Source organism: Janthinobacterium sp. C22 (assembly GCF_057919405.1).
This window is the reverse complement of record NZ_CP193659.1, coordinates 5925437-5951912: the sequence shown is the minus strand read 5'-3', so window position 1 is coordinate 5951912 and position 26476 is coordinate 5925437. Positions and strand designations below refer to the sequence as shown.

At 62.7% G+C, this 26476-nt stretch carries 24 protein-coding genes and 1 pseudogene; 16 read left to right on the top strand and 9 right to left on the bottom strand.

The genetic code is table 11. The annotated features are described in order from the left end of the window. Positions 1-154: 154 nt before the first annotated feature. Positions 155-2002, bottom strand: coding sequence for a CHASE domain-containing protein (locus ACRHIG_RS28040; protein ID WP_489628629.1), 1848 nt, complete (start codon positions 2000-2002; stop codon positions 155-157). 200 nt (positions 2003-2202) lie between these two features. Beyond that, on the bottom strand, positions 2203-3969 hold the full coding sequence (locus ACRHIG_RS28035) for a glutamine--tRNA ligase/YqeY domain fusion protein (protein WP_489628628.1): 1767 nt from the start codon (positions 3967-3969) through the stop codon (positions 2203-2205). 162 nt (positions 3970-4131) lie between these two features. Here ACRHIG_RS28035 and ACRHIG_RS28030 point away from each other — a divergent pair, with 162 nt between their 5' ends. The 4 genes from ACRHIG_RS28030 (at position 4132) to ACRHIG_RS28015 (ending at position 6828) form a co-directional block, all read left to right on the top strand. After that, positions 4132-4425, top strand: coding sequence for a DnaJ domain-containing protein (locus tag ACRHIG_RS28030; RefSeq protein WP_010395442.1), 294 nt, complete (start codon positions 4132-4134; stop codon positions 4423-4425). Positions 4426-4633: 208 nt separating this feature from the next. Continuing rightward, positions 4634-5146 (top strand): hypothetical protein, encoded by a 513-nt coding sequence (locus ACRHIG_RS28025; protein ID WP_489628627.1) that lies wholly within the window; start codon positions 4634-4636, stop codon positions 5144-5146. Further along, positions 5136-5936 carry a hypothetical protein gene (locus tag ACRHIG_RS28020; RefSeq protein WP_475417372.1) on the top strand — a complete coding sequence of 267 codons (801 nt, stop codon included), beginning with the start codon at positions 5136-5138 and terminating at the stop codon, positions 5934-5936. The genes ACRHIG_RS28025 and ACRHIG_RS28020 overlap by 11 nt, the downstream gene beginning before the upstream one ends. Before the next feature lie 19 nt (positions 5937-5955). After that, positions 5956-6828: a hypothetical protein gene (locus ACRHIG_RS28015; RefSeq protein ID WP_475417371.1), complete on the top strand. Its 873-nt coding sequence runs from the start codon at positions 5956-5958 to the stop codon at positions 6826-6828. A gap of 126 nt (positions 6829-6954) precedes the next feature. Here the strand turns inward: ACRHIG_RS28015 and ACRHIG_RS28010 are convergent, their stop codons facing one another. Further along, on the bottom strand, positions 6955-7857 hold the full coding sequence (locus tag ACRHIG_RS28010) for a LysR family transcriptional regulator (protein WP_489628625.1): 903 nt from the start codon (positions 7855-7857) through the stop codon (positions 6955-6957). A 103-nt stretch (positions 7858-7960) separates the two neighbouring features. Between ACRHIG_RS28010 and ACRHIG_RS28005 the strand changes: the two genes are divergently transcribed. Beyond that, positions 7961-9235, top strand: a complete 1275-nt coding sequence (locus ACRHIG_RS28005) for an MFS transporter (RefSeq protein ID WP_489628624.1) — start codon at positions 7961-7963, stop codon at positions 9233-9235. Between the two features lie 6 nt (positions 9236-9241). On the opposite strand, the gene ACRHIG_RS28000 is transcribed toward ACRHIG_RS28005, so the two are convergent. Then, entirely contained in the window at positions 9242-9880 is a 639-nt protein-coding gene (locus tag ACRHIG_RS28000; protein WP_489628623.1) for a hypothetical protein, read from the bottom strand. A gap of 173 nt (positions 9881-10053) precedes the next feature. Here ACRHIG_RS28000 and ACRHIG_RS27995 point away from each other — a divergent pair, with 173 nt between their 5' ends. Further along, positions 10054-10380 (top strand): hypothetical protein, encoded by a 327-nt coding sequence (locus tag ACRHIG_RS27995; RefSeq protein WP_141171999.1) that lies wholly within the window; start codon positions 10054-10056, stop codon positions 10378-10380. On the opposite strand, the gene ACRHIG_RS27990 is transcribed toward ACRHIG_RS27995, so the two are convergent. Both ACRHIG_RS27990 and ACRHIG_RS27985 read right to left on the bottom strand, forming a co-directional pair. Further along, a complete protein-coding gene (locus tag ACRHIG_RS27990) occupies positions 10381-11235 on the bottom strand; it encodes a LytR/AlgR family response regulator transcription factor (protein WP_489628622.1) in 855 nt (284 codons plus the stop codon). It lies immediately after the preceding gene. Then, positions 11232-12503 (bottom strand): sensor histidine kinase, encoded by a 1272-nt coding sequence (locus ACRHIG_RS27985; RefSeq protein WP_489628621.1) that lies wholly within the window; start codon positions 12501-12503, stop codon positions 11232-11234. The genes ACRHIG_RS27990 and ACRHIG_RS27985 overlap by 4 nt, the downstream gene beginning before the upstream one ends. A 29-nt stretch (positions 12504-12532) precedes the next feature. Here ACRHIG_RS27985 and ugpQ point away from each other — a divergent pair, with 29 nt between their 5' ends. Next, complete coding sequence (gene ugpQ / locus ACRHIG_RS27980) at positions 12533-13276, top strand: glycerophosphodiester phosphodiesterase (protein WP_489628620.1); 744 nt, start codon at positions 12533-12535, stop codon at positions 13274-13276. Positions 13277-13438: 162 nt separating this feature from the next. On the opposite strand, the gene ACRHIG_RS27975 is transcribed toward ugpQ, so the two are convergent. Beyond that, a complete protein-coding gene (locus ACRHIG_RS27975) occupies positions 13439-15496 on the bottom strand; it encodes a TonB-dependent receptor domain-containing protein (RefSeq protein WP_489628619.1) in 2058 nt (685 codons plus the stop codon). A gap of 157 nt (positions 15497-15653) precedes the next feature. Between ACRHIG_RS27975 and ACRHIG_RS27970 the strand changes: the two genes are divergently transcribed. The 6 genes and pseudogenes from ACRHIG_RS27970 to ACRHIG_RS27945 all read left to right on the top strand — a co-directional run bounded on the left by ACRHIG_RS27970 (position 15654) and on the right by ACRHIG_RS27945 (position 23170). Then, positions 15654-16109 carry a Fur family transcriptional regulator gene (locus tag ACRHIG_RS27970; protein WP_475414300.1) on the top strand — a complete coding sequence of 152 codons (456 nt, stop codon included), beginning with the start codon at positions 15654-15656 and terminating at the stop codon, positions 16107-16109. Between the two features lie 120 nt (positions 16110-16229). Further along, on the top strand, positions 16230-18842 hold the full coding sequence (gene alaS / locus ACRHIG_RS27965; RefSeq protein WP_489628618.1) for an alanine--tRNA ligase: 2613 nt from the start codon (positions 16230-16232) through the stop codon (positions 18840-18842). 237 nt (positions 18843-19079) lie between these two features. Beyond that, positions 19080-19307: a sulfurtransferase TusA family protein gene (locus tag ACRHIG_RS27960; protein ID WP_010395510.1), complete on the top strand. Its 228-nt coding sequence runs from the start codon at positions 19080-19082 to the stop codon at positions 19305-19307. Positions 19308-19563: 256 nt separating this feature from the next. Beyond that, positions 19564-20313 carry an electron transfer flavoprotein subunit beta/FixA family protein gene (locus ACRHIG_RS27955; RefSeq protein ID WP_070221859.1) on the top strand — a complete coding sequence of 250 codons (750 nt, stop codon included), beginning with the start codon at positions 19564-19566 and terminating at the stop codon, positions 20311-20313. Between the two features lie 42 nt (positions 20314-20355). Next, positions 20356-21288 (top strand): electron transfer flavoprotein subunit alpha/FixB family protein, encoded by a 933-nt coding sequence (locus tag ACRHIG_RS27950; protein ID WP_034781780.1) that lies wholly within the window; start codon positions 20356-20358, stop codon positions 21286-21288. A 92-nt stretch (positions 21289-21380) separates the two neighbouring features. Further along, positions 21381-23170 (top strand): annotated as a pseudogene (locus ACRHIG_RS27945) (acyl-CoA dehydrogenase). A gap of 133 nt (positions 23171-23303) precedes the next feature. On the opposite strand, the gene ACRHIG_RS27940 reads toward ACRHIG_RS27945, so the two are convergent. Together ACRHIG_RS27940 and ACRHIG_RS27935 are read right to left on the bottom strand one after the other, a co-directional pair. Continuing rightward, complete coding sequence (locus ACRHIG_RS27940; RefSeq protein ID WP_070221856.1) at positions 23304-23930, bottom strand: glycine zipper 2TM domain-containing protein; 627 nt, start codon at positions 23928-23930, stop codon at positions 23304-23306. 135 nt (positions 23931-24065) lie between these two features. Beyond that, positions 24066-24500: an NINE protein gene (locus ACRHIG_RS27935; protein WP_475414304.1), complete on the bottom strand. Its 435-nt coding sequence runs from the start codon at positions 24498-24500 to the stop codon at positions 24066-24068. A 277-nt stretch (positions 24501-24777) separates the two neighbouring features. Here ACRHIG_RS27935 and rpsP point away from each other — a divergent pair, with 277 nt between their 5' ends. The 3 genes from rpsP to trmD are packed head-to-tail and all read left to right on the top strand — an operon-like array spanning position 24778 to position 26397. Then, on the top strand, positions 24778-25029 hold the full coding sequence (gene rpsP / locus ACRHIG_RS27930) for a 30S ribosomal protein S16 (protein ID WP_076567307.1): 252 nt from the start codon (positions 24778-24780) through the stop codon (positions 25027-25029). A gap of 13 nt (positions 25030-25042) precedes the next feature. After that, complete coding sequence (gene rimM, locus ACRHIG_RS27925; RefSeq protein ID WP_475414305.1) at positions 25043-25600, top strand: ribosome maturation factor RimM; 558 nt, start codon at positions 25043-25045, stop codon at positions 25598-25600. Positions 25601-25650: 50 nt separating this feature from the next. Then, entirely contained in the window at positions 25651-26397 is a 747-nt protein-coding gene (gene trmD / locus ACRHIG_RS27920; RefSeq protein ID WP_489628617.1) for a tRNA (guanosine(37)-N1)-methyltransferase TrmD, read from the top strand. Positions 26398-26476 lie beyond the last annotated feature (79 nt).

Sequence of the window (26476 nt, the reverse complement as noted above, 5' to 3'; positions counted from 1 at the left end):
ATACGGTAAAACAAGGGAAAGCGCTGGGTATATACTCCTGGCAAGTAGTCGATGAATGCCTGGCCCATGGTGGGCAGGGGTTTAGTTGTTCTACATCAATATTGCATCTAATTACGAAATATGCAAGCTGAGCTTGCTTCATGCGGTCCGCCTGTCAGGCGCTGGTCCGGCTGTCTTCCTGGTAGGGAAACGCGGTGGCGTCCGCGCCCAGCGGTACGCTGACGTGCACGCTCATGCCGGCGCCGGGGCTGCTTTCGATGTAGAAAGTGCCTCCCAGCAACTTGATACGTTCCTCGATCCCCACCAGGCCAAACGAGCCCAGCTTGTTGCGCCCGTCGATGGCCGCGCCCACGCCGTTGTCGCTGATGCTCATCGACACCGTATCGCGGCACTTTTCCAGCTTGACCTGCACGCGGCTGGCGTTGGCATGCTGGGAAATATTGCTCAGTGACTCTTGCAGGATGCGGAACAGTGCCGTCGCGCACTGGTCGCTCAGGCAAATGTCGTCATGGCTTTCGCTCACTTCGCAAGCGATGCCCGTGCGCTGGCGAAATTGCGCCACCTGCCATTCGACGGCCGCATTCACGCCCAGGTCCAGCACGGTAGGGCGCAGGTCGTTGATGATCTGCCGTACGCTCTTGATGGTGGCGTCGATCTGTTCCAGGGTTGAGCGGGCGCGGGCGTTCAGGCGCGGGTGGCGGCGCTGCGTGCGCGAGGCCAGCATGTCGGCATCGATGCGCAGCACCAGCAGGTTCTGTCCCAGGTCGTCGTGGATTTCGCGCGCGATGCGCTTGCGCTCTTCTTCCTTGATCTGGTCGGCATGGGCCGCCAGGCGGCGCAGTTTCTGGTGCGACAGCTGCAGGCGGATCTGGCTGGCGCGCAACTCCTCCGTCATGCCCGTCGCCATCTGGATGGCGCGCCGGCGCGACGACGCCAGCGTGTGGAACAGGATGTACAGCAGCATGGTGCTGGCAAAGCCGATCAGCAGGGCCAGCCACGGCAAAAAGGCGTCGAAGCGCGTATACAGGTCGCTCTTGCGCACGCTGAACAGCGCTTGCCACATGCGGCCATTATGTTCGATCAGCATCGTGCTGCTCAGATAGCGGCCCGAGTTGCCTGGCAGCCACCATGGCGCGTGCATGCCCGCCGTCGTGCTGTCGAAAATGGGGCGCATGTCGTGCGGCAGTTGCAGCGGCGCGCGCGCCTGCGGGCCGATATCGAACAAGGTCAGGCGCACGTTGCGTACCGGCATGTCGGCCAGCGCGCTGCGCATCATCGTCACCAGGTCGTAGCCGATGCCGACGGAGCCCTGGTAAGCCGCGCGCCTTTGCTCCACCGTGTCGATCGGCATGCCGAAGCGGTACACGGGCAGGCGCATGGCCATGCCCGTCATCTGCGGCCGGCCTTCCATGGGCACGGGCACGCCGGAATTGCTGATCTGCCCGGAATCGCGCGACTGCGCCAGCGCTTCGGCGATCAGGGGGCGCTCGGCGATGTCATAACCATACTTTTCCGGGGCGCTGGCAACCGGCTCGATGTACACCAGCACGGAATACTGGGCGCGCGGGGCGGGCGGATGGATGGCGAACGCCGGATAGCCGTCGCGCCCGGGCGGATAGTCGCGCCGCATGGCCGCTTCGAAGGCGCTGCGCTGCGACTCGTCGAGTTCCTGGCTGTAATTGAGGTTCATCACGCCCGGATAGTTGTGCTGCAAGGCGATGTTTTCCACGTAGCGGTGGAATTGGTCGCGGCTCACGTGTTCGTTGGCGCGGAACAGGCTGGCCGTGCCGCGCAGCAGGTTGGCATACGAGCGGACGCGCGATTCGATATTTTTCTGGGTATTGCGCGCCAGATTGTCGAACAGGTCGCTGGCATCGTTCTCGACCGACAGCGCGGCGGCCATGTAGAACAGCAGGCCCACCATCATCGACATCGCAAAGCCAAGCAGCCAGAGCGGCCTTTTTTCAGCAGATAAGGGGTGTTCGCCAGCAGTAGAAGACATCGCCATCCACATCAGGAATAGGAATCGGGTGCCGCCTCGGTGGCGGTGGCTAGACTGAGTTGTACAAGCACTATCGACATTGTAAATTGCTCAACAGGTGCATAATATACAAAACTATCGTGATTATAGTCAACAGGCAATATTTTTCTCTGAAACGAAAAAAACCGCCGCAGCGGTTTTTTCGTGAGTGGTCCGGCGCCTTATTTGGCAGGCTGCCAGCTGTCTTTCAGGGTGACGATGCGGTTGAAGACGGGCTTGCCCGGCTGGCTGTCGACGCGGTCGGCCGCGAAGTAGCCGTGGCGCTCGAACTGGAAGCGCTGTTCCGGCTGGGCCAGTTCCGCGCCCGGTTCCAGCCACGCCTGCACCACTTCCTTGGCCAGCGGATTCAGGGCCAGCTTGAAGTCCTTGCCGCCCGCGTCCGGCTGCGGGTCCGTAAACAGGCGGTCGTACAGGCGTACTTCGGCGGCAATCGCCGTCGGCGCGCTGACCCAGTGCATATTGCCCTTGACCTTGTAGTTGGCGCTGCCTTCCGTGCCCGACTTGCTGTCCGGGAAATAGTTGCAATGCACGGCGATGACCTTGCCGTCCGCATCCTTGTCAAAGCCCGTGCACTCGATCACGTAGCCGTAGCGCAGGCGAACCTTGCTGCCCGGCTTGTCGTCGATCGGCGGATACAGGCGGAAATAGCCCTTGTTCGGCACTTCCATGAAGTCGTCTTCCTCGATCCACAGCTCGCGCGAGATGGGGAAGGTGCGCAAGCCGCGCTCGGGGAAGTGCGGATGCACGGGTGCCGTGCATTCCACGCTCTCGCCTGCGGGGAAGTTGTCGATGATCAATTTCAACGGGCGCAGCACGGCCACCGTGCGCGGCGCCTTCGGGTCCAGGTCTTCGCGCAAACAGCCTTCGAGCACGCTGTAGTCGATCCAGCCGTCGGATTTCGTCACGCCCGTGCGTTCGCACATCAATTGGATCGCTTCCGGCGTGTAGCCGCGGCGGCGCATGCCCACCAGGGTCGGCATGCGGGGGTCGTCCCAGCCGTCGACGATTTTTTCTTCCACCAGCTGGCGCAGCTTGCGCTTGCTGGTGACGATGTAGGTCAGGTTCAGGCGCGAGAATTCGAACTGGTGCGGCACCGGTTGCTGGAAGAAGCCGCCGGCGGCCAGGGTTTCCAGCAGCCAGTCGTAGAACGGGCGGTGGTCCTGGAATTCCAGCGTGCAGATCGAATGCGTGATGTTTTCCAGCGCGTCCGAGATCGGGTGCGTGTAGTCGTACATCGGATAGATGCACCAGGCGTCGCCCGTGCGGTGGTGGTGCGCGTGGCGGATGCGGTAGATGGCCGGGTCGCGCAAGTTCATGTTCGGCGAACTCATGGCATCTTCGCTCATCTTCGCGCGCAGGATGTGTTCGCCATCCTTGAACTGGCCCGCCTTCATGGCGCGGAACAGGGCCAGCGATTCGTCGCGCGGACGGTCGCGGAAAGGCGAATTCTTGCCGGCCTGGCCGAAATTGCCCCGGTTGGCGGCCATGTCTTCGGCGCTCTGGCTGTCCACGTAGGCAAAGCCGGCCGTGATCAGGTATTCGGCCATCGCGTACAGCTGGTCGAAATAGTCGCTGGCGTAGTGCAGGTGGCTCTGGCCATCGGCATGTTTCGGTTCCCAGTCAAAGCCCAGCCATTTCACGCTGTCCATGATGGTGTCGACGTATTCCTGCTCTTCCTTGGCCGGATTGGTGTCGTCGAAGCGCAGGTTGCACTGGCCGGCGTAATCGCGCGCCAGGCCGAAGTTGACGCAGATCGACTTGGCGTGGCCCACGTGCAGATAGCCGTTCGGCTCCGGCGGGAAACGCGTGATCACCTGGGGCAGGCCGGGACGCACGTGGGCGCCGGCAGCCAGGTCGGCTTCGATGATGTTACGCAAGAAATTGGGCGCCAGCGCTGGCGCGGCGGTATTCGGTTTATCGTTGCTCATTGATCAATGCGGAAGAGTGACAGTAAAAAGCATTTTACCGTACCGCAAGCGCTTTATAAGCACGTATTTGGCCCCATTTCCCAGCATGCAAGCGACGCGGGCGCCGTTCTATAGGATAATTCGCCTTTAATTAGCAAACAAAACGTGACCCCGGAGCCATTTATGGAAAATTTGTATAACGTCCTCGGTGTCGCGCCCAATGCCAGCGACGATGAAATCAAGAAAGTTTACCGTTCGCTGGCCATGCGCTTCCACCCCGACCGCAACCAGGCCCCCGGCGCCGAGGCGCGCTTCAAGAGCGTCACCAAGGCGTATGAAATCCTGGCCGACCCGGCCAAGCGCGCCGAATACGACCAGAGCGTGAACCACCGCATCATCATCGATCCGGAAGCGGAAGCCTATGCCCTGTGGTGCGGCGTGTTCCGCCTTCACGGCACGGTCCTTCCTGCGGACTGAGGGCGTCTCACATAACCTACTGCGCGTCGTGATTTGCGGCCTGCGATGCTCACCGTACTAAAGTACGGTTGCGCTTCTTAGCCACAACTCACTGCCGCTCGCTACGGTTCTGTGAGACGCGGTACAGTTGGGATGATTTAAAAAACAACAAACAATGGTGCTTTTGCCTTTATGTAAAAGTACCAAGCATCACATTGGAAAGCACAGCATGAGAAGAGTACACCCTGAATTCGCGTACCAGTCGCGCGAGCTGGAAGGCCAGATCGAAGGCATCCTCGGCGACCCGCCGAACCGCAAGAACTACAAGAGCATGGTCGACGCGCTGGTCGGCGAGTACGCCAGCGGCGGCGGCATCGAAGACGTGAATATGCTGGCCTTCGCGCTGGTCGACCACATCACCTTCAGCGACCCGAAAGGCTTGCTGGCCGAAAGCGAAGACTACGAGTTCGGCGACCCGGCCCGCGTGTTTTCCATGGCTGCCTGCGCCGCGCCGGAAGCGGCGAAGATGTACGCCGCCATCGAAGAGAGCTTCCCCGACCTGGCGCGCCAGGCCATCATCACGGCCTTCCTGCACAAGAATCCGCGCCTGTGGGACGACGACGACCAGTCGCTCGACCAGCTGGCCGCCAATGACGACGGCGACGACGAGATTGATGAAGACGAAGCCACCGACGATTTCGCCCAGATGTTTGACCAGGATGGAGATGACCATGGCCGATAACAAGGATCAAAATGCGGATCAAAAAAGCAATCTGCCCGCGCTGACGAAGCAGGTCACGGAATTGGTGCTGTCCGGTTCGCTGGGCCACGCCGAGCAGGCGTTTGCCGATGCGGCCGACCAGTACGGTGATCTTGCCGTGGTGGAAGTGCTGAGCGCCATCCCGCCGCAAGTGACGGCCCTGCACCTGGCCGGCTTCGACGGCGGCAAGATGTCGCTGGCGACCCTGCTGGTGCCGCCCAAGGCCTGGGCCGACAGCCTGGCCTTCATCGCCGCCACCTGGAGCGACGACCAGATCGAGGACGATCCGGAGCGCATCGCCGAGTCGCTGTTCGCGCATATCCACGGCGTGGTGTTTTCCACCGACGACGCAGAGCGCCGCCGCGAGCTGCTGCTGGAAGCATCCGCCACCGACTGGGGCGCCACGGCGTTCGCCATTTTGTTTTCGATGGCGCCGAAGGAAATCCTCGAAGTGGCGGGCGAGATCGTCATCAAGGGACCGTACGTGACGGGCGTGACCTCGTCCGACAACGACGTCGTGCCGCTGGCCATCGAGCTGGCGCAAGCGAATGAAGACGGCTGGGACCGCTCGCTGTTTGAGCTGTTCCCCGACTTCCGCCACAGCGCCGACCTGGCCGACGCGGAATACTCGGACGACCCGGACGAAGAACCGACCATGTTGCAGCGCAGTACCAAGGAATTGCTGTACCGCCTGCGCAAGCAAGTGCCGAGCACGCGCAGCGCGCCGCGTTCCAGCACGCGCCGCAGCCTGGGCACGGGCATCTTCTCGTAATGAAAGCAGGGAATCACTAATGCTGCCAGCAATTGTTGTAGAGAATCTCCCGCGCCTGGTGCGCGCCATCAAGCTGTTGCCGGGCGACCCGCGCGAGGACGCGGCGCTGAACCTGGCCGACGAATTGACGGGCATCACGGCCATGGTGGCCGAGAAGTTCACGAATGAACGCACGGCCGACGGCATCCAGAAGGCGCTGTACCTGACGGTGGGCGGCGTGTCCTTGGGCCTGGAACAGGCCGTCACGCATGAGGGCGATCAGGCCGCGCTCGACTTCCTCGTCGAGCACGGCGCCGAGCACGCGTTCCAGGTGGGCTTTCGCCTGATCAAGGACCTGTCGCAGCTGCCGGAAGACGCCCTCGTCGGCGAATACGACCAGGACCCCGTCTACCTTGCACGCCGTTTGCGCGAGCTGTTCATCGATATTTGCCAGGCCGACCCGAACCAGAACTGGGCCGGCTATGAAAAGTATGCGTTGCAGTTGCAACAGCGCAAGGAAGTGCAAGCCGTCGTGCGCCTGGCCGGCTGGCTGCGCCGCCACCACGACAACGGCCCCGTCAGCGACAGCGACTTGAATGCCGAGGGCGTCATCGCGCTGGCCATCATTTTCGCCATCGAAGGCGGCGGGCGCATCATCGCGCGCACGGGTCAAAAGGAGTTCGAGCGTTTCGTGCGTTCCGTGCGCAAGAACAAGCCGGACTTCGAGGAAGGCTGGGCCGCCCTGGTGGCCAAGGTGCCCGTGCAGCATCACCCCGTGCTGCTCGACCGCATCGCCGCCTACCGCCGCAGCTGCACCGTGGTGCAGAAAATCCTCACGCGGGCCAGCATGAAGAGCTTGTTCGAGGACCTGGAGAATTACGCGGGTTCCGAGCTGGACGCGGATTATTCGTGACCGCTGGTGTCGGATTACGCCCTGCGGGCCTCGGCGGCCCCGCTAATCCGACCTACGACCTACGATGGCGTGTCCCGTAGGTCGGCTTAGCTGCGGCACAGCCGCAGCGTAAGCCGACACGCCGGCCTACGCTCCCCCTTCCAGCGCCGCCTCTTCGGCCAGCTTGACGAATGCCGCTACCAGCGGCGACGTCTCTTCTTCCCGTTGTGCAAGTAATAAACTGGTGCTCGCCTGCGGGTCGGCGATGGGGCGGTAGCACACGCCATCCATGCGGATGCGGTCGAACGAGGCGGGCAGCACGGAAATGCCGCAGCCGGCCGCCACCAGGCCGATGATGGTCGACGCCTCGCCCGCTTCCTGCGCCACCTGGGGCACGAAGCCGGCCGCCTTGCACAGGCGGAAGATCTGCGGATAAATCCCCGTGCCCGCATCCCTGGGATACATGACAAAGCCTTCGCCCGCCATGTCGGCAATGGCGATGCTGTCCTTGGCCGCCAGTGCGTGGTCGACGGGCAGCACGAGGAACAGCGGGTCCTGGCGCAATTGCGTCAGGCGGATGTCGTCCGGATACGTCGTTTCCGGCGGGCGCACGAAACCCAGGTCCATCGTCCGGCCCGAGATCGCTTCCAGCTGATGCAAGGTCGCCATTTCGTGCAAGGTCAAGGTGACGTGGGGAAACTGCTGGCGGTAGCGGTTGATGACGGTCGCGAAGTAGGGCGTGAACGGCGTGGAAAAGGTAAAGCCGATGCGCAACTCTCCCGCTTCGCCCCGCTGGGCCCGCCGCGCCGTCACGGCCGCCTGTTCCGACAGGGCCAGGATGCGCCGCGCATCGTCGAGGAAGAGTGCGCCTGCCTGCGTCAGCCGCACGGAGCGCTTGTTGCGCTCGAACAACTGCGCACCGAGTTCCCCTTCCAGCGCCTGGATCTGCTGGCTCAGCGGCGGCTGGCCGATGTGCAGGCGTTCGGCCGCGCGCGTGAAGTGCAGCTCTTCGGCAACGGCGACAAAGTAACGCAGGTGGCGCAGTTCCATGTCAGTAATCGTTTTAAAGTATGAGTTGGGCCTTGAATATATATTGGACGATATGAGTTGGCAATCCTAAGATGAAGACTCGCTTCCTTTCCGAAACACGGCCATGTCTGATTCATCGCTCGCTTTTGCCCCCGCCACCCCTTCCGCCATTCCGGTTTCCGCTCCCGCTCCCCGCACGGCCATCGCCAAGGGTTCCATCGAGTTCAAGCGCAGCAACCGCGCCCTGTTCTTCGGCGGCTTTTCCACCTTCAGCTTGCTGTACTGCATCCAGCCCCTGTTCCCGCTGCTGTCGCACCAGTTTCATCTGACGCCCGCGCAAAGCAGCTGGTCGTTGTCCGTGTCCAGCGGCTTGCTGGCCATCTCCTTGGTGCTGCTGAGCGCCGTCTCGGACCGGGTGGGACGCAAGCCGCTGATGGTGGCGTCGATGTTTTCCGCCGCGATATTGACGATCTTGTCCGCCTTCGCCCAGGATTATGCGCAACTGCTGGCCATCCGCGCCGCGCTGGGCATCGCCTTGGGCGGCATGCCGGCCGTGGCCATGGCTTACCTGGGCGAGGAAATCGAGGGGCCGTCGCTGGGACTGTCGATGGGCCTATATATTGCCGGCAGCGCGTTTGGCGGCATGTCGGGGCGCTTGATTGCTTCCATGCTCAGCGATTTCCTCTCGTGGCGCTGGGCCCTGGGCGTGCTGGGCGTGGCCGGCGTGCTGGCGGCGGCGGAATTCTGGCGCAGCCTGCCCGCGTCGAAGAACTTCGTGCCCAGTACCAAGGGTTGGAACGCCTTGCCGCATGCCATCAAGCAGCATTTTTCCGACCGTGGCCTGCCGTGGCTGTTCTGCCTGGCGTTCGTGCTGATGGGCTGTTTCGTCAGCCTGTATAACTACATCGGCTACCGTTTGCTGGCCGCGCCGTTCAGCTTGCGCCAGAGTACGGTCGGCTTGCTGGCCTTTCTGTATCTGATCGGCATCTTCAGTTCCGTCTGGGCGGGCCGCCTGGTGGACCGGCTGGGCCGGCGGGGCGTGCTGTGGATCATGCTGTCGGTGATGCTGTCTGGCATTGTATTGACCCTGTTCGACTCGCTGCCGCTGATCGTCTTCGGCATGGCGCTGGCCACCTTCGGCTTCTTTGCCTCGCACTCGATCGCCAGCAGCTGGGTCAGCCGCCGCGCCCGCGCACCGCAGGCGCTGGCCTCGGCCTTCTACCTGCTGTTCTATTATTTGGGATCAAGCCTGATCGGTTCCGCCTCGGGCATGATGTGGGGCTTCGACGGCTGGACGGGTGTCATCATCATGCTGGGACTGTGCCTGGGCGGCGGCGTGCTGATCGCCCTGCGCCTGCGTCACTTGCAGCCGCTGGGCGCGCGCGAAGCGGTGGGCTGAGCCCGGCTATTTGGGGCAGTTGCCGATCATCGTTTCCCCCTGCTTGCCCGCGCGCGTGGTCACGCACAAGGTGCCCAGCGCGCTGGTGATTTTATACGTGCGGCTGCCCCTGGCCTCATTCGCGCCCACTTCCTCGATTTTCGACGCCTCGTACCATTTCGGCGGCACGGCCGCGTAGGCCTCGGCAAACCCTTGCTGCATGCGTTTGAAGCCCGTGTCCTCCAGTTTTTGTTCTCCCCGCTGGGGGAATTCCTTGCGCAGCTCCCTGTCGATCTTGCCCACGTCGCGTTTGGCTTGCGCCAGGATATCGGCGGCGTTGGGCGCTGGCGGCGCCGTGATCGCTTCCGGCATTGCCGGTGCTGGCGCCGGCTCGATGGCAGGTGGCGGCAAGGGGCGGCTGACGGGCGCCGGTATGGTTCGGCGCGGCACGCTTTCAGCGGCCGGTTTTGCGCTGGGCAAGGCTGCCGGCCTGGACGGCGCAGGGGCCGTGTGGCGCAGCCAGGCGATGGACGGACCCTGCGGCAGGTTCTCGTCAGCGGCAAGGCGGGGGCGCGACTGCAGCACGACATAGGCCAGTCCCGCGTGCAGCAGGACGACCAGCAGCAGGCCGGGAGCGCGGCGGGACAGGGATGGCAGCGAGGTCATGGAGGGCAGGGAAGTTCGGGTACACCAATGTATCTGAAGGATTTGATCATTATCTAGAATGTCACAAGCGCTTACAACAAAGTGCCACACGGAAATTTCAACGCCATGGCCGCTGGCGGGGAACCCTGGACCGGCCTGACGATCCAACTCCAGATACCATGGGAGGACAGATCATGATGCAAGTAAAGGAAGTGGCACGGCGCTTTGGCGCCATCGAACACGCGATCGGCCAGGCGGCCCAGTTGTGCGGCAAGCAGCAGGGCATGCCGATGGATTTGAAGGATTGCATCAACCAGCTGGACCAGCAAAAGAGCGCCGTGCGGCAAGCCATCGACACGCAGGACGATGCGCGCATCCGGCAAGCCGTTGACCAGATGGAATCGCTGGGCGACCGCGCCAAGCGGGCGTGCGGCACGGCGTCCAGCGTGACGCCGGAAATGAAGAGCGCCGTACTCAAGGTCCACGATGAATTATCGGACTTGAAGCACCAGCTGCACTAGCTACATCTGCCGGAACAGATGGGCATATAAGGGGCTGACGCGCAGCTGCGCCGGATGCTGGCGCAGGGTCAGCGACAGCTTGCCCGCCTCGTCGCGCACGGCCGTGGCGATGGCGCTGGCATTGACGATGGTGCCCCGGTGGATTTGCCAGAACTGTTGCGGGTCCAGCTGGGGCAGGAGTTCCTTCAGGCTCGTGCGTATCAGCGCTTCGCTCTCCTGGCACACGACGTTGATGTATTTGTCCAGCGCCTCGAAATACACGACGTCGGCCAGGGCGATCATGCGCACGCTGTTGCCGACGGCCGCCCGTATCATGTGCAGGCGCGGGGCGGGTGGCACCATTGCCTGCAACTGGGCCAGCAGGCGGGCCAGGTTGTCGTCGCCGGTGGGCGCTGTGACGGCCGCCGTCACCGGCGCCGTCGTGGCTGCCGCTGGCGTTGCTGTCCCGCTGGCGCCAGCGCTGTCGCGCAAGCGCTGCCGCAGCCGTTCCACCGTCTTGCCCAGACGCGCATCGTTGACGGGTTTTAAGACGTAGTCGGCGGCCGCGTGCTCGAAGGCGGCCAGCGCGTATTCATCGTAGGCGGTGACGAACACGATATGGGGGAAAGCGACGCCGTCCGGCCACTGCTCCGCCAGTTCCTCGGCCGCTTCCAGGCCCGTCTTGCCCGGCATCTTGATGTCGAGAAATAATATGTCGGGCTGCAGCGCCAGGCCTTGTTGCAAGGCTTCCACGCCATTGGCGCAGGTGGCAACGATGTCGAGTTCCGGCCACAGCCGGCGCAGGGCATGCGCGAGGGCGGCGGCGAGTATGGGTTCGTCTTCGGCGATCAGGGCGCGCGGGGTGGGGTTGCTCATGGCGTGGGGCTCGCGGTGGTGGGGTGAATGGGAAATCGCAGGCGGGCGACGACGCCTGCCGGTGTGTTGGCGGCCAGCGACAGGCTGGCGGCATCGCCATGCATGCCGTGCAGCCGTTCGCGGATGTTCGCCACGCCCAGCTGCGTGCCCTTGGTCTGGCCCGGATGGTCGAGGCCCAGGCCATCGTCGGCAACCGTCAGGATCAGCATGCCGTCGTCCGTGGACGCCTGCACGTGGATATGGCCGCCTTCGATCTTCGGTTCCAGGCCGTGCTGGATGGCATTTTCCACCAGCGGTTGCAGCAGCATGGGCGGCACCTTGATATCGCGCAAGGCCTCGGGCAAGTCCAGCGTGTAGCCCAGGCGCGCGCCCATGCGTATCGACATCAGGCCCAGGTAGGCTTGCATGAGGGAGAATTCTTGCTCCAGCGTGGTGGCGCCGGCGCGCGAGGATGAGAGGGTGGCGCGCAAATATTGGATCAGTTGATCGAGCAGCAGCTGGGCGCGGTCCGGATCAAAGCTGATCAGGCCCTGCAGGTTGGCCAGGGTGTTGAACAGCATGTGCGGCTCGATCTGCGCCTGCAGCAATTGCAGCTGCGCCTGCATGGCCTGGCGCGCCACGGATTCGGCGCGGGCCTTTTCCTGGGCCGCCTCCATTTGCAGGCGGGCGATTTTTTCGCGGCTGCCAAAGAACAGGATGGCCGCTCCCGCCACCGCCAAGGTGAACACCGTCATGCCGACATTGCGTGACGACATGGAGATGGGCGCGGGAACGTCGATATTGGCCAGCCAGCCGAACAGCATGGTGCCGCCTACCTGTGCCACGGTGGCGCTGACGATGATGAGGGCAGTGAAGGGCAGTCTTGGGGGGCGGCGTCCCTCGCCCCACCAAGCCAGGCGGATGCCGTCGATGAGCAGGAAGGCGATGCCGCCTATGCACATGGATGCAAGCAGGTTGAGCCAGAAGCTTTGTCCGCCGCTCAGCACGAAGGTGATGAAGAGGGCGCACAGGACATTGAGCAGCAGCGCATAACGGGCATCGCCCAGCAGGCGCCGGTAGGGAAAGCCCGTCTTGCGGGGGCGGTGTCGGTAGTGTGCATGCGGGACCGCTTTCGGGTGGGCGTTTGGGTTGGCAATGCGGCAATTATGGGCGGCTCTGCATGCGGGCGCAACGCCGTTGCGACGAAAGCGGGCGGAGACGGCGCCAATCGCCTGATCGCGTCCTTTACATGGTGGCGCTTGCACGCGATGATGGCAAGACGTCCTCATTGAAAACCTCATCATGATAAAGGAACACCATGTGGCCCTATCCACGCACCCTGGCGCACCGAGGCGGCGGCACCCTGGCGCCTGAAAACACCCTGGCCGCCCTGCGCTGCGGCCTCGCCTACGGCTACCGCGCCGTGGAATTCGACGTCATGCTGGCGTCCGACGGCGTGCCCGTCGTCGTGCACGACCCCGAGCTGGGGCGTACCGTGGCCGGCAGCGGCCAGGTCAGCGATTACACGGCCGCGCAGCTGGGGGCCATGGAGGCGGGTGCCTGGTTCGGCCCGCAGTTTGCGGGCGAGGGCGTGCCCACGTTCGAGGCCGTGGCGGCGTATTGCAAGGCGCAGCGCATCTGGATGAATATCGAGATCAAGCCGGCGCCCGGCTTCGATGCGCAGACAGGCACGGCGGTGGCGCGGGCCACGCGCGATTATTTCGCAAAGGAAATTGCTGCAGGAGAATTACTGCCGCTGCTCTCGTCGTTCAGCATCGCCGCCCTGGAAGCGGCGCGCCAGGCGGCGCCGGAACTGGCGCGCGGCTGGCTGGTCGAACAGATACCGGACGACTGGGCGAACACGGCGCAGCAGCTGGAGGTGGTGGCGCTCCATTGCGATCACCAGCAACTGACGCGTGCGCTGGCGCGAGAGGTCAAGGGGGCGGGATTGGGGCTGTTCTGCTACACCGTCAACACGCCCGAACGGGCCAGCGAACTGCTGGCCTGGGGCGTGGATGGATTTTGCACGGACAGGATAGATTTGATCGGAGCGACGGAATAATGCGATGCATACTCAGCGGCAATCCGGGGTCAGTCCCTTCGGGAGTGGAATTTTCCCCATCGGAAAAAATTCCCCGGACGGGTCTGACCCCGGCAGTTGTCCGGACCATGGTGTTGTCGGCTTACGCGCTTGCGCGCTAAGCCGACCTACGTTTCAAGCGGCTTAGAAAGTCACGCGCACGCCTGCCGTAATATTACGCCCCGTCAACGGCGCCGCATTCTTGATGAACGAGGTGTGGCTGTACGCCAGTTCATTCGTCAGGTTGTTCGCCTTGATGTAGAACTGGGCCGGTGTCGTGCCGATGCGCGTGTCGTAGTTGGCGGACAGGTTCAGCATGTTGTAGCCCGGGGTTGCCGTTTCGAACGCGGCCACCTTGTCCTGCTTGCCTACGCGGTAGAACTCGGCCACGCCGCTCCACGCCTGCCAGTTGGCGTCCACCTTCACGCCGACGCGCTGGGCGGGGATGCGCGGCAAGTTGCCACCGCCGTCGGCCAGCTTGGCCCGCACGTAATCGCCGAACACGCTGGCGCCGAACATGGGGTTCAATTGCTGACGGACTTGCCCTTCCACGCCCGTGAACGTGGCGTCGCGCTGGGCGTACTGGATCAGCTGGAAACCTTCGTGGCTGTCCAGGGTGGAGCCGAAGATGTAGTTGTCGACCTTGTTGCGGTAGGCGCTGGCCGAGAAGGTCGTGGCGCCCGCATATTTACGCAAGGTCAAGTCGATATTGTTCGACGTTTCCTTGCCCAGGTTTTGATTGCCCAGTTCATACGTGGCCGTGGCCATGTGCACGCCGTGCGCATACAGTTCCTCGGCGCTGGGCAAACGATGCGTACGCGAGATGGTCGAACCGAGCGAATACTGGGGAGCGAATTTCCACACGGCGCCCAGCGAGACCGACGTGCCCTTGGCGCTGCGGTCCTGCAAGGTGGCGCTGTCGACCGCGATGTCTTGCCATTCGTGGCGCAAGCCCGCCTCGAAGCGCCATTGATCGAGCTTGTATTCTTCCACCAGGAAGGCCGCGTGTTTCTTCGTTACCGTCGGCGCCACGTAGGCTTCCTCGCCCAGGGCCGAGAAATCGCGCTTCGACGTTTGCAGGCCCACCACGCCGCGCCAGCCGAAGACGGGATGGTGTTCCATCTCCAGGCGCGCGTCGTGACCCTTGTTTTTAAATGTGGTGGCGATTTCCGTGCCTTCGATTTCATCGTGCTTGTAATCGGTGAACGCGGCGCGCAGGCGCAGCTTGGAGAAGCCGGGCACGGGATCGCGCAATTCGCCGCGCACGTCCCAGCGCTCGCTCTTCAGTTTCACGTAGGGCACGCTTTCGTGTTCATGCTCGTGCTCATGTTCGTCTTCATCGCCATGGCCGTGGCCTTCATGGCCGCCGCAATGCAGGTGGGTGCCGTGCGGGTGGCAACTTTCGAATTCGTGGTTGTGGCCAGGCAAGCCGTATTCCGCGTGCTGGCTGGTGAAGGCCAGGCCCAGGAAACCGCGTTGACCCACCCACGACACGCCCACGCTGCCCGTGTCCGTCTTGTTGTAGCTGCCGGCCACCTTCGAGCCGCCTTCCCAGCCGCTGCCGACCTTGTATTCCTTCGCGTCGCGCTTGACGCCTTCCGCGTGGAAGGCGATGTTGCCGGAGCCGCCAGTCACTTCAAAGGCGCCCGCCTTTTCGCGCGCGGCCGAGTTGGCGCGCACTTCCGCGCTGCCTTCGAAACCCTTGGCTGGCACGCGGGTGGGGATTTTCTTGTCGATCACGTTGACGACGCCGCCGACGGCGCCGCCGCCGTAGGCCAGCGCGGACGGGCCGCGCAAGACTTCAATCTGTTCCGACAGCATCGGTTCGGCCGCGACGGCATGGTCGGGGCTGATGGTCGAGGCATCCTGCACTTCGGCGCCGTCCGACAGCACCTTGACGCGCGGGCCATCCATGCCGCGGATGATGGGGCGGCTGGCGCCGGCGCCGAAATGGCTGGACGTGATGCCGGGCTGGCCCGCCAGGGTTTCGCCCAGGGTCGCTTCGCGGGCGCGCACCAGTGCCTCGCCTTCCAGCACGGTCACGGGGGTGCTCATGTCGTCGCTGCCCAGGGCCAGGGCGCTGGCCGAGACGGTGACGGCGGGTAAGGTTGTCGTCTGCTGCGCCAGGGCGCCGGCGGGAGCGGCAAAGGCCAGCATGATGGCCAGCGCGAGGGGAGTGGGTTGGTGAGGACGGACGGACATGGGCAAGGTTCCTTATCGGCTATCGGTGTTGGCAGGGTTGGGGCAGCGCGTGAAAAGGAAATAGCCTGCCCTAAGATGATAATGATAACCCATTATCATTATTGTGTGACAGTTTTTCCGGACGGTAGATATAGTCGGATGGTGTATTCTGTCGGCTATGGAACGCACAACACGTCAAAAAACCGCTATTCAAGCCGCCATCGAGTCGGCCCAGCGCCCCCTGTCGGCGCAGGAAATCCTCGAACAGGCCAGCTTGCAAGTGACGCAGCTGGGCATCGCCACCGTCTACCGCAACCTGAAATCGCTGGTGCTGGAAGAAAAAGTGCATGTGGTGACCTTGCCGGGCGAAAACCCGCGCTACGAGTCGAACACGGCCGCCAATCACCACCACCACCATTTCCAGTGCACCACCTGCCAGCGCGTGTTCGACGTGCATGATTGCCCGGGCGACTTGAAGCGCATGGCGCCGCAAGGCTTTGTCGTCGAACGCCACGAATTGACCCTGTACGGCCGCTGCGCCGACTGCAATGCCGCCACTGCCGTTGCGGCGGGCGCCGCGACCAAGGTCATACCCGCCCCGCACGCCTGCGCCGGCAGCCACGATCCGGCCTGAACGGGCAGGCTCGCATCTGTGGGCAGGCTTGCAACAATGCCCGTGCCCGCCGTCAATGCCGCACCCCATATCACGTATAATCTTCCCTTTAAAGCTGCCGCCACTCTTTGCCAAAAAAACATGAAATCATCTGAAATCCGCGACAAGTTCCTCAAATTTTTCGAATCCAAGGGCCATTCCATCGTCCGTTCCAGTTCCCTGGTGCCAGGCAACGATCCGACCTTGCTGTTGACGAACAGCGGCATGGTGCAATTCAAGGATGTGTTTACGGGCACGGATAGCCGTCCGTACACGCGCGCCACCTCGGTGCAGCGCTGCGTGCGCGCCGGCGGCAAGCACAACGACCTGGAAAACGTCGGCTACACGGCGCGCCACCATACCTTCTTTGAAATGCTGGGCAACTTCAGCTTCGGCGACTATTTCAAGCGCGACGCGATCCAGTACGCATGGGAACTGTTGACCAAGGTGTACGGCTTGCCGGCTGACAAGCTGACGGTCACCGTCTACATCGAGGATGACGAAGCGTACGACATCTGGGCCAAGGAAATCGGCGTGCCAACCGAGCGCATCATCCGCATCGGCGACAACAAGGGTTCGCGCTACGCGTCCGACAATTTCTGGCAGATGGCGGATACGGGCCCATGCGGCCCATGCACGGAAATCTTCTATGACCACGGCGCCGACATTCCTGGCGGCCCGCCGGGCTCGCCTGACGAAGACGGCGACCGCTTCATCGAAATCTGGAACCTGGTGTTCATGCAGTTCAACCGCGACGAAGCGGGCGTCATGCACAAGCTGCCGAAGCCGTGCGTCGACACGGGCATGGGCATGGAGCGCCTGGCCGCCGTGCTGCAGCACGTGCATTCGAACTATGAAATCGACCTGTTCCAGCACCTGATCAAGGCTGCCGCGCGCGAAACGGGCGCCACCGACCTGGAAAACAAGTCGCTGCGCGTGATCGCCGACCACATCCGCTCCGCCGCCTTCATGATTGTCGACGGCATCATTCCGGGCAGCGAAGGCCGCGCCTACGTGTTGCGCCGCATCATCCGCCGCGCCCTGCGCCATGGCCACAAGCTGGGCCAGACGAAACCGTTCTTCTACAAGCTGGTGGCCGATCTGGCCATCGAGATGGGCGGCGCCTATCCGGAGCTGGAAGAGGCGAAAGAAAACGTCGCCAACATGCTCAAGGCCGAGGAAGAGCGTTTCGGCGAAACCCTGGAAACGGGCATGAAAGTGCTGGAAGCGCAGCTGGCCAAGGATGCCACCGGCATCGACGGCGCCACCGCTTTTACTTTGTACGAAACCTACGGCTTCCCGCCGGACCTGACGGCCGATATCTGCCGCGAACGCGACATCACGTTCGACCAGGTGGGCTACGATGCGGCCCTGAAGGAAAGCCAGGAGCTGTCGCGCAAGGGCGGCAAGACGCACAAGGACAGCAAGGTCGAGTACACGGGCGAGAAAAACACCTTCGTCGGCTACGACCAGTTGACGTTCAGCAGCAAGGTCGTCGCGCTGTACGCGGCCGGCACGCCGGTGCAGGAGCTGAAGGCGGGCCAGGACGGTATCGTCGTGCTCGACACCACGCCGTTCTACGCGGAATCGGGCGGCCAGGTGGGCGACCAGGGCGTGATCGCCTCGGGCGCAGGCAGCTTTGCCGTCAGCGATACCCTGAAAATCCAGGCCGACGTGTTCGGCCACCACGGCGTGCTGGAATCGGGCGTGCTGAAGGTGGGCGACGCCGTCTCGGCCGAAGTCGACACGGCCAAGCGCGCGCGCACGATCCGCAACCACTCGGCCACGCACTTGATGCACAAGGCCTTGCGCGAAGTGCTGGGCAGTCACGTGGCGCAAAAGGGTTCGCTGGTCGATCCGGACAAGACCCGCTTCGACTTCAGCCACAATGCGCCAATGACGGTCGAGCAGATCGCCGCCGTGGAAACGATCGTCAACAAGGAGATCCTGGAAAACCGCGCCACGCAAGCCCATTTGATGTCGTTTGACGACGCCGTCAAGCATGGCGCGATGGCCTTGTTCGGCGAGAAGTACGGCGACGAAGTGCGCGTGCTCGACATCGGCAGCTCGAAAGAGCTGTGCGGCGGCGTCCACGTGCAGCGCACGGGCGATATCGGCCTGTTCAAGATCATCGGCGAAAGCGGCGTGGCCGCCGGCATCCGCCGCGTGGAAGCGGTGACGGGCGAGGGCGCGCTGGCGCTGGTGCAAACCATCAACCGCCGCCTGGTCGAAGCGGCCAGCGCCCTGAAGGCGCAGCCGGAAGAATTGACGGCCCGCATCGTCCAGGTGCAGGAACACGTGAAGGCGCTGGAGAAGGAACTGGCCGCGCTGAAATCGAAACTGGCCTCGGGCCAGGGCGATGAGCTGGTCACGCAAGCCGTCGATGTCAACGGCATCAAGGTGCTGGCCGCCGTGCTCGATGGCGCCGATGTGGCCCGTTTGCGCGAAACCATGGACAAGCTGAAGGACAAGCTGAAGACGGCCGCCATCGTGCTGGCCAGCGTGGCGGACGGCAAGGTCAGCCTGATCGCCGGCGTGACGGCGGACGCGACTGGCAAGGTCAAGGCGGGCGAGCTGGTGAACTTCGTTGCACAGCAAGTGGGCGGAAAAGGCGGCGGACGCCCCGATATGGCGCAGGCCGGCGGCACCGATCCGAGCGGCCTGGCGAACGCCCTGGCCGGTGTGCCGGCCTGGGTCGGCGAACGCGCGAAATAAGGCGTAAGCTAGAGGGCATGCGGGGTTTTCGCCCCACAGCCCCTTGAAAACGGCCCGCAGACGATGTTTGCGGGCCGTTTTGCCGTGTGGAATCTCGTTGTGACACCACAACAGCCGATGAACTATTTTGGTGCAGCGCGTCAATGCCCCTGATTTAGAGTAGTATGTCGAAAATCAGTACAACAAAACAATGGTGGGATATTGATGATGAGCGACACACTACTTGATACCGAGATTATGGAATTTCACAAAGAACTCGACGCGCGGGGCTTGAATTGCCCGTTGCCGATTCTGAAGGCGAAAAAGGCTTTGTCAGAGCTGCAGAGCGGGGAAGTGCTGCGCATCATGGCAACCGATCCCGGTTCCGTGCGCGACTTCCAGGCTTTCGCCAAGCAAACGGGCAATGCCCTGCTGTCGCACGTGCAGACGGGCACCGAATTCGTCTTCCTGATGCAACGTAAATAATTCTGCCGGCCGGGGCCGCCGTGGCGCGGCCTGCCTGATACCTTGCCGTGTGCGTGACTTTTGCATTCTTTTGCTGCCCTGCAGCGTAGCGGCGGGCTCCCCTGAATTCCCCGAAGTTACACAGTTTAGATGGATTGCTCTAACAAAAAATCGCACGATCGTGCTTAAATTCGGTTCAGGATTCAAATTTCTCTTATAATCGAACGCACAATCAGCACTTGATCCGTCATTTTTATAATTTCCCAAAGGCATAGCTATGAAAGTCTTGGTACCCGTCAAACGCGTGGTCGACTATAACGTCAAAGTCCGCGTCAAGAGTGACGGCACTGGCGTCGATACCGCCAACGTCAAAATGTCGATGAACCCTTTCGATGAGATCGCGCTGGAAGAAGCGATGCGCCTGAAAGAGGCCGGCAAGGTCACTGAAGTGGTCGCCATCTCCTGCGGCGTGACGCAGTGCCAGGAAACCCTGCGCACGGCCATGGCCATCGGCGCCGACCGCGGCATCCTGGTGGAAACGACGACCGACCTGGAACCGCTGGCCGTGGCCAAGCTGGTCAAGTCCCTGGCCGAGAAAGAACAGCCGCAACTGATCATCCTGGGCAAGCAGGCGATCGATGACGACAGCAACCAGACCGGCCAGATGCTCGCTGCCCTGCTGGGTTGGCCGCAAGCCACGTTCGCTTCGAAAGTCGTGCTGGAAGACGGCAAAGTCACCGTCACGCGCGAAGTCGACGGCGGCCTGGAAACCCTGGCATTGACCTTGCCAGCGATCATCACCACCGACCTGCGCCTGAACGAGCCACGCTATGTGACCTTGCCGAACATCATGAAGGCAAAGAAAAAGCCGCTCGAGACCGTCAAGCCGGAAGACCTGGGCGTCGATGTCGCGCCACGCCTGAAGACCCTGAAAGTCGTCGAGCCAGCCAAGCGCTCGGCCGGCATCAAGGTGCCGGACGTCGCCACCCTGGTCGCCAAGCTGCGTACCGAAGCCAAAGTCATCTAAGCGCGGCCTCGCCGTTTATCCAGAACAATTACAGGACACATCATGGTCGCATTAGTTATTGCTGAACACGACAACGCTACCTTAAAGGGCAGCACCCACCACACCGTGACCGCGGCTGCCCAGTGCGGCGGCGACGTGCACGTACTGGTCGCAGGTTCGAACGCCTCGGCTGCCGCCGCTGCCGCCGCGCAAATCGCCGGCGTGACGAAAGTCATCGTGGCCGACGCGCCCTATTTTGCCGACGGCCTGGCCGAAAATGTGGCCGAGCAAGTGCTGGCCATCGCCGGCAACTACAGCCACATCCTGGCGCCAGCCACCGCCTACGGCAAGAACATCCTGCCGCGCGTGGCCGCCAAGCTGGACGTGGCGCAAATCTCGGAAATCACCAAGGTCGACTCGCCTGACACCTTCGAGCGCCCGATCTACGCCGGTAACGCGATTGCTACCGTACAATCTGGCGACAAGATCAAGGTCATCACCGTGCGCACCACCGGTTTCGACGCCGCTGCCGCCACCGGCGGTTCGGCTGCCACCGAAACCGTCGCCGCCGTCGCCGACAATGGCAAGTCCGCCTTCGTGGGCCGCGAACTGGCCAAGTCCGACCGTCCTGAACTGACCGCCGCGAAAATCATCGTGTCGGGCGGCCGTGGCATGGGTTCGGCCGAGAACTTCCACATCCTGGAACCGCTGGCCGACAAGCTGGGCGCCGCCATGGGCGCCTCGCGCGCCGCCGTCGACGCCGGCTTCGTGCCGAACGACTGGCAAGTGGGCCAGACGGGCAAGATCGTCGCGCCATCGCTGTACATCGCCGTCGGCATCTCGGGCGCGATCCAGCATCTGGCCGGCATGAAAGACTCGAAGACCATCGTCGCCATCAACAAGGATCCGGAAGCACCGATCTTTGCCGTGGCCGACTACGGCATCGTGGGCGATCTGTTCGAGATCGTGCCGCAACTGGTCAAAGAACTGGGCTAAGTCGTACCCACATTCGGTTTTGTATATTGCAAAGCCACGCCGGCCCGCCCCACACGGCGAGCCGCGCGTGGCTTTTTCTTGGAGAAAAGAAGATGAGCTATCAAGCCCCGCTGAAAGACATGTTGTTCGTGATGAACGAACTGGCCGGCCTGGCCGAAATCCATACTTTACCCGGCTGCGAAGACGCCACGCCCGACACGGCCGAAGCCGTGCTGGAAGAGAACGCCAAGTTCTGCGGCGGCGTGGTGGCCCCCTTGAACGGCCCCAGCGACAAGGAACCGAGCTTCTGGCACGACGGCCAGGTCACCACCTCGAAAGGCTTCAAGGAAGCCTTCAAGGCGTATGGCGAAGCGGGCTGGCAGGGCGTGCAGCATCCGACGGAGTTCGGCGGCCAGGGTTTACCGAAGCTGCTGGCCACGCCGTGCATCGAAATGCTCAACTCGGCCAGCATCTCGTTCGCTTTGGTGGCCCTGCTGTCGGACGGCGCCATCGAGGCGCTGCTGACGGCCGGCAGCGACGAACAGAAAACCACCTATTTGGAAAACCTGGTGTCCGGCAAGTGGACGGGCACCATGAATCTGACCGAGCCGCAGGCGGGTTCCGACCTGGCCGCCGTGCGCACGCGCGCCGTGCCGCAGGGCGACGGCACCTATAAAGTGTTCGGCACGAAGATTTTCATCACGTACGGCGAGCACGACATGGCGGAAAACATCATCCACCTGGTGCTGGCCCGCACGCCGGACGCGCCGGCCGGCGTGAAAGGCATTTCGCTGTTCATCGTGCCGAAGTTCCTCGTCAACGCCGATGGCAGCCTGGGCGCGCGCAATGACGCGCACTGCGTGTCCATCGAGCACAAACTCGGCATCAAGGCCAGCCCGACTGCCGTGCTGCAGTTCGGCGACCACGGCGGCGCCATCGGCACCCTGGTGGGCGAGGAAAACCGCGGCCTCGAATACATGTTCATCATGATGAACGCGGCCCGCTTCGGCGTTGGCCTGCAAGGCATCGGCCTGGCCGAGCGCGCCTACCAGCAGGCCGTGGCCTTCGCCAAGGACCGCGTGCAGTCGCGCGACCTGGCCGGTTCCGCCGGCCCGGTCTCCATCATCCACCACCCGGACGTGCGCCGCATGCTCATGTCGATGCGCTCGCAGACGGAGGCGGCGCGCGCGCTGGCCTACGTGGGCGCGGCCATCAGCGACGTGGCGCACCACCATCCGGATGCCGAGGTGCGCGCGGAAAGCCTGGCTACCTATGAATACCTGGTGCCCGTGATCAAGGGCTGGGCCACGGAAATGTCGCAGGACGTCACGCGCGACGGCGTGCAGGTGCATGGCGGCATGGGTTTTATTGAGGAAACAGGTGCTGCACAGCATTACCGCGACGCCAAGATCCTGACGATCTACGAAGGCACGACGGCCATCCAGGCGAACGACCTCGTGGGCCGCAAGACGGTGCGCGACGGCGGCGCCGTGGCGAAAGCCATCATCGCCCAGGTGCGCGCCACGGAAGCCCAGCTGGGCGAGCTCTCCGGCGCCGACTTCCAGGCCATGCAGCGCCACCTGGCCGAAGGCAGCGCCGCGCTGGAAGCCGTGGTCGAGTATGTGGTGGCGAACATGAAGACGGACATCAAGGCCGTGTTCGCGGGCAGCGTGCCCTACCTGAAGCTGGCCGGCATTGTGCTGGGTGGCTGGCAAATGGCCCGCGCGGCCATCGTGGCGCAGCAAAAGCTGGGAGAGGGCAGCGGCGACGCTTCGTTCTACAAGGCGAAAATCGCCACGGCCCGCTTCTTTGCCGACCACATCCTGTCGCAGGCCCCGGCTTGCGCGCCACCATCATCGACGGCAGCGCCGGCGTGATGGCGCTGTCGGAAGAGCAGTTTTAAGTTGAAACCGTGCCGGCGGGAGCCGGCTGAAGGCAAAAAAGCGCTGGAGACTACTCTCCAGCGCTTTTTTAACCACAAAGACAAATGCTGGGGTCAGACCCGCCGGGTCTGACCCCAGATTTACTCTGCGTTCCTAGCGGCGGGCGATGCCGTTGCCGGAATTGCGTACCAGATCGCCGGCCGCCAGGCCAGGGTCCTGGTCAAACGCGAAATCGGCCTTGGCGCCCGTTTCGTATTGCACGGTGACGGTCCATGTCTTGGCGTTCTTCATGTGGCCTTCGACTTGCTTGCCCGCGTAGGCGCCGCCAGCGGCGCCGGCCAGGGTGGCCAGGTCCTTGCCGCGTCCGCCGCCCACCTGGCGGCCCAGCAGGGCGCCGGCCACGCCGCCGCCGATCATGCCCAGCGCGCCGCCTTCACCCGCTTTTTCAGTGACGTTGACTGCCAGCACCTTGCCGCAATCGGCGCAAATCTGGTGCTGCGGCTGCTTGGAAGGCTGGCTGGCGTAGGAATTGCCCGCTTTTTGCGCGGCCTTGGCGTTGATGATCGCCTGGTCGTATTCGCCCTTGGCGTCGCGCAGGCATTGCATGCGGGCTTTCGAGCTGCTTTCTTCTGCGCACAATTTCTTGTCGTCCGCGTAGCGCGTGTTCGCCTGTTTCGTGTCGTACGCGTATTGCGCCTTCGGTGACAGGTTTTGCGCGAAGGCGGAGGTGCTGAACAGGGCCGTGACGGCGACTGCGAGGATGAGTGGGCGACGAATCATGATCTTCTCCTAGGGGTGTTAAATGTGCCAGTAATGTCGGCATTGTGAATGCAGTATAGAGGAAAATCATGATTGCTTACCAACACTTACATGTGCGTGCGGCGGGGGCTCTCTGATGCCATTCCCACACGGAAATTAACCGTAGGCGCCGCCCGTATACAGCAAGTCGAACAGGCGCGCCATGGTGGCGATCAGCACGCCTGCGCCTAGCATCAAGGTAGCGACCAGCACCACGGCCAGCGGCCAGCCCGTGTCCGACAGGCGGCCTGATGCGGCGTTGTAGCGGGCATCCCATTTGTCGTCCGGCATCAGGCCCAGGACCAGCGCTTCCAGGAAGCCGCCCAGGGCGGACAGGGTCAGCGGCAATATCTGGTAAAACCAGTCGGCCTCGGGAAACAGCTGGTGCAGCAGCACGCTGGCGGGCAGGGCGGTCAGGTGTAGCCAGCCCCAGCGGTCTTTGGCGCCGTGCAGGTAGAAGCGGTGCGCGCCCAGTGTGCCCAGCAAAAAGGCCAGCAAGGTGGTGAATGCCTTGTTCTTGTGCGACTGTTGCAAAATGGTAGCGGTGGTCATGGGACTCCAGAGTTGCTCATCAGTAAAGATTGCCAGTATCGGCCATTGCCTCGCACAACGATAGCACTTTCCTGTGGCGTTTATGCAATGATTTCGCGTGAGTTCACGCCATGGCCGGCACGATAGGCGCAGACGCCTATTGCGTCTTCGGTCATGACTGGTCATAATGTTTGATTAGCCCAAATTACACGCCCGTCATCATAACGCTTGCTGCCTGGCGGTAAAGCGCGCTATAATTTGCGGCTTTTTCCGCCTCAGCACACTTTTTGGAAATATTATGGTCGTTATTCGTTTAGCTCGTGGAGGCGCCAAGAAGCGCCCGTTCTTCAACATCGTCGCTACTGATTCGCGCAATCGCCGCGATGGTCGCTTCATTGAGCGTATCGGTTTTTACAACCCGATGGCGCAAGGTGGCGAAGTTCCACTGCGTATCACCGCAGACCGTCTGGCCTACTGGCAAGGCGTTGGCGCACAATTGTCGCCAACCGTTGCTCGTCTGGTTGCCAGCAACGGCAAAGCAGCAGCTTAATTAGATCACTGGTTTGACGGTCAAGACTGCATCCGGGGTGAAAGTCCCCGATGACCTGGTACAGGTAGGCTATGTCTCCGGTGCCTATGGCATTGCTGGCGGGGTCAGGATCACTCCTTTCTCCGACGATGCGGATGCATTATTAAGCGTCAAAACCTGGTGGTTTGATAAACCGACCTTGCATGATGTTCAAGTCAGGCAAGCGAAGTTACACGGCGGCGACGTCGTGGCCCAGCTGGTGGGTGTGGTCGGGCGGGATGCCGCAGAAGCGCTGAAAGGCGTCTCTGTGCAAATTCCGCGTAGCCATTTCCCGACGCTGTCGGCCGATGAATTTTATTGGTCCGATCTGATCGGACTGACAGTCGAGAATTTGCAAGGCGAGTGCCTCGGCACCGTGCACGACATGATGAGCAATGGTCCGCAGTCGATCTTGCGCGTTACGCCCGTCGCCACTGCCGATGAGACCGTTGAAAAGGCGCCTGAGCGCCTGATCCCGTTTGTTGGCCAGTTTGTCATTCACGTTGACAAGGCTGCCAGCAAGATCACGGTCGACTGGGGCCTCGATTATTAAACCGCCTGCGCATAACCTTGCGCTGCGCAATGTTTTCAGGATGGTGAACGATGCAATTTGATGTCGTGACCCTGTTCCCGGAAATGTTTGCCGCGCTGACGCAGTCGGGTGTGACCCGGCGCGCCTTCGAGCAGGGGAAATGTGGCTTGTCCTTGTGGAATCCCCGTGATTTCACGACCGACAATCACCGTACCGTGGATGACCGCCCGTATGGCGGCGGCCCCGGCATGGTGATGATGGCCCGTCCTCTCGAAGCGACAATTAATGCCGCGAAGCAACGTCAGACCGAACTGGGACTGGCGGCGCCCCGCGTGGTGTTCATGTCGCCGCAAGGCCGTCCGCTGACGCATGCGCGTGTCACGCAGCTGAAAGCCGAACCTGGTTTGGTGATCCTGTGCGGCCGCTATGAAGCCGTGGACCAGCGTTTGCTGGACCGGTGCGTCGACGAGGAAATCAGCATGGGCGACTTCGTCTTGTCGGGCGGTGAATTGCCTGCCATGGCGCTGATGGATGCGGTGATCCGCCTGTTGCCGGGTGTCTTGAACACGGAGGCATCGGCCATCGAGGATAGCTTCGTCAATGGCTTGCTCGATTCGCCGCACTACACGCGGCCGGAAACATATGAAGGCATGGCCGTGCCGCCCGTCTTGATGGGGGGCAATCATGCCGAGATCGTCAAGTGGCGCCGCCAGCGCATGCTGGAAGCGACCGCGACCAAGCGGCCTGACCTCTTGGTCAGTGCGCGCGCCGCCGGCTTGCTCAGCAAGGCCGATGAAAAATTCCTGGCCAGCCTGTAAGTCGTTTTCGGACGGCAAGCAGGGTGGCCTTGCAGTGCCGGGCATGTTGCCCAAATTGGTAATACCCATCCTCTACCGG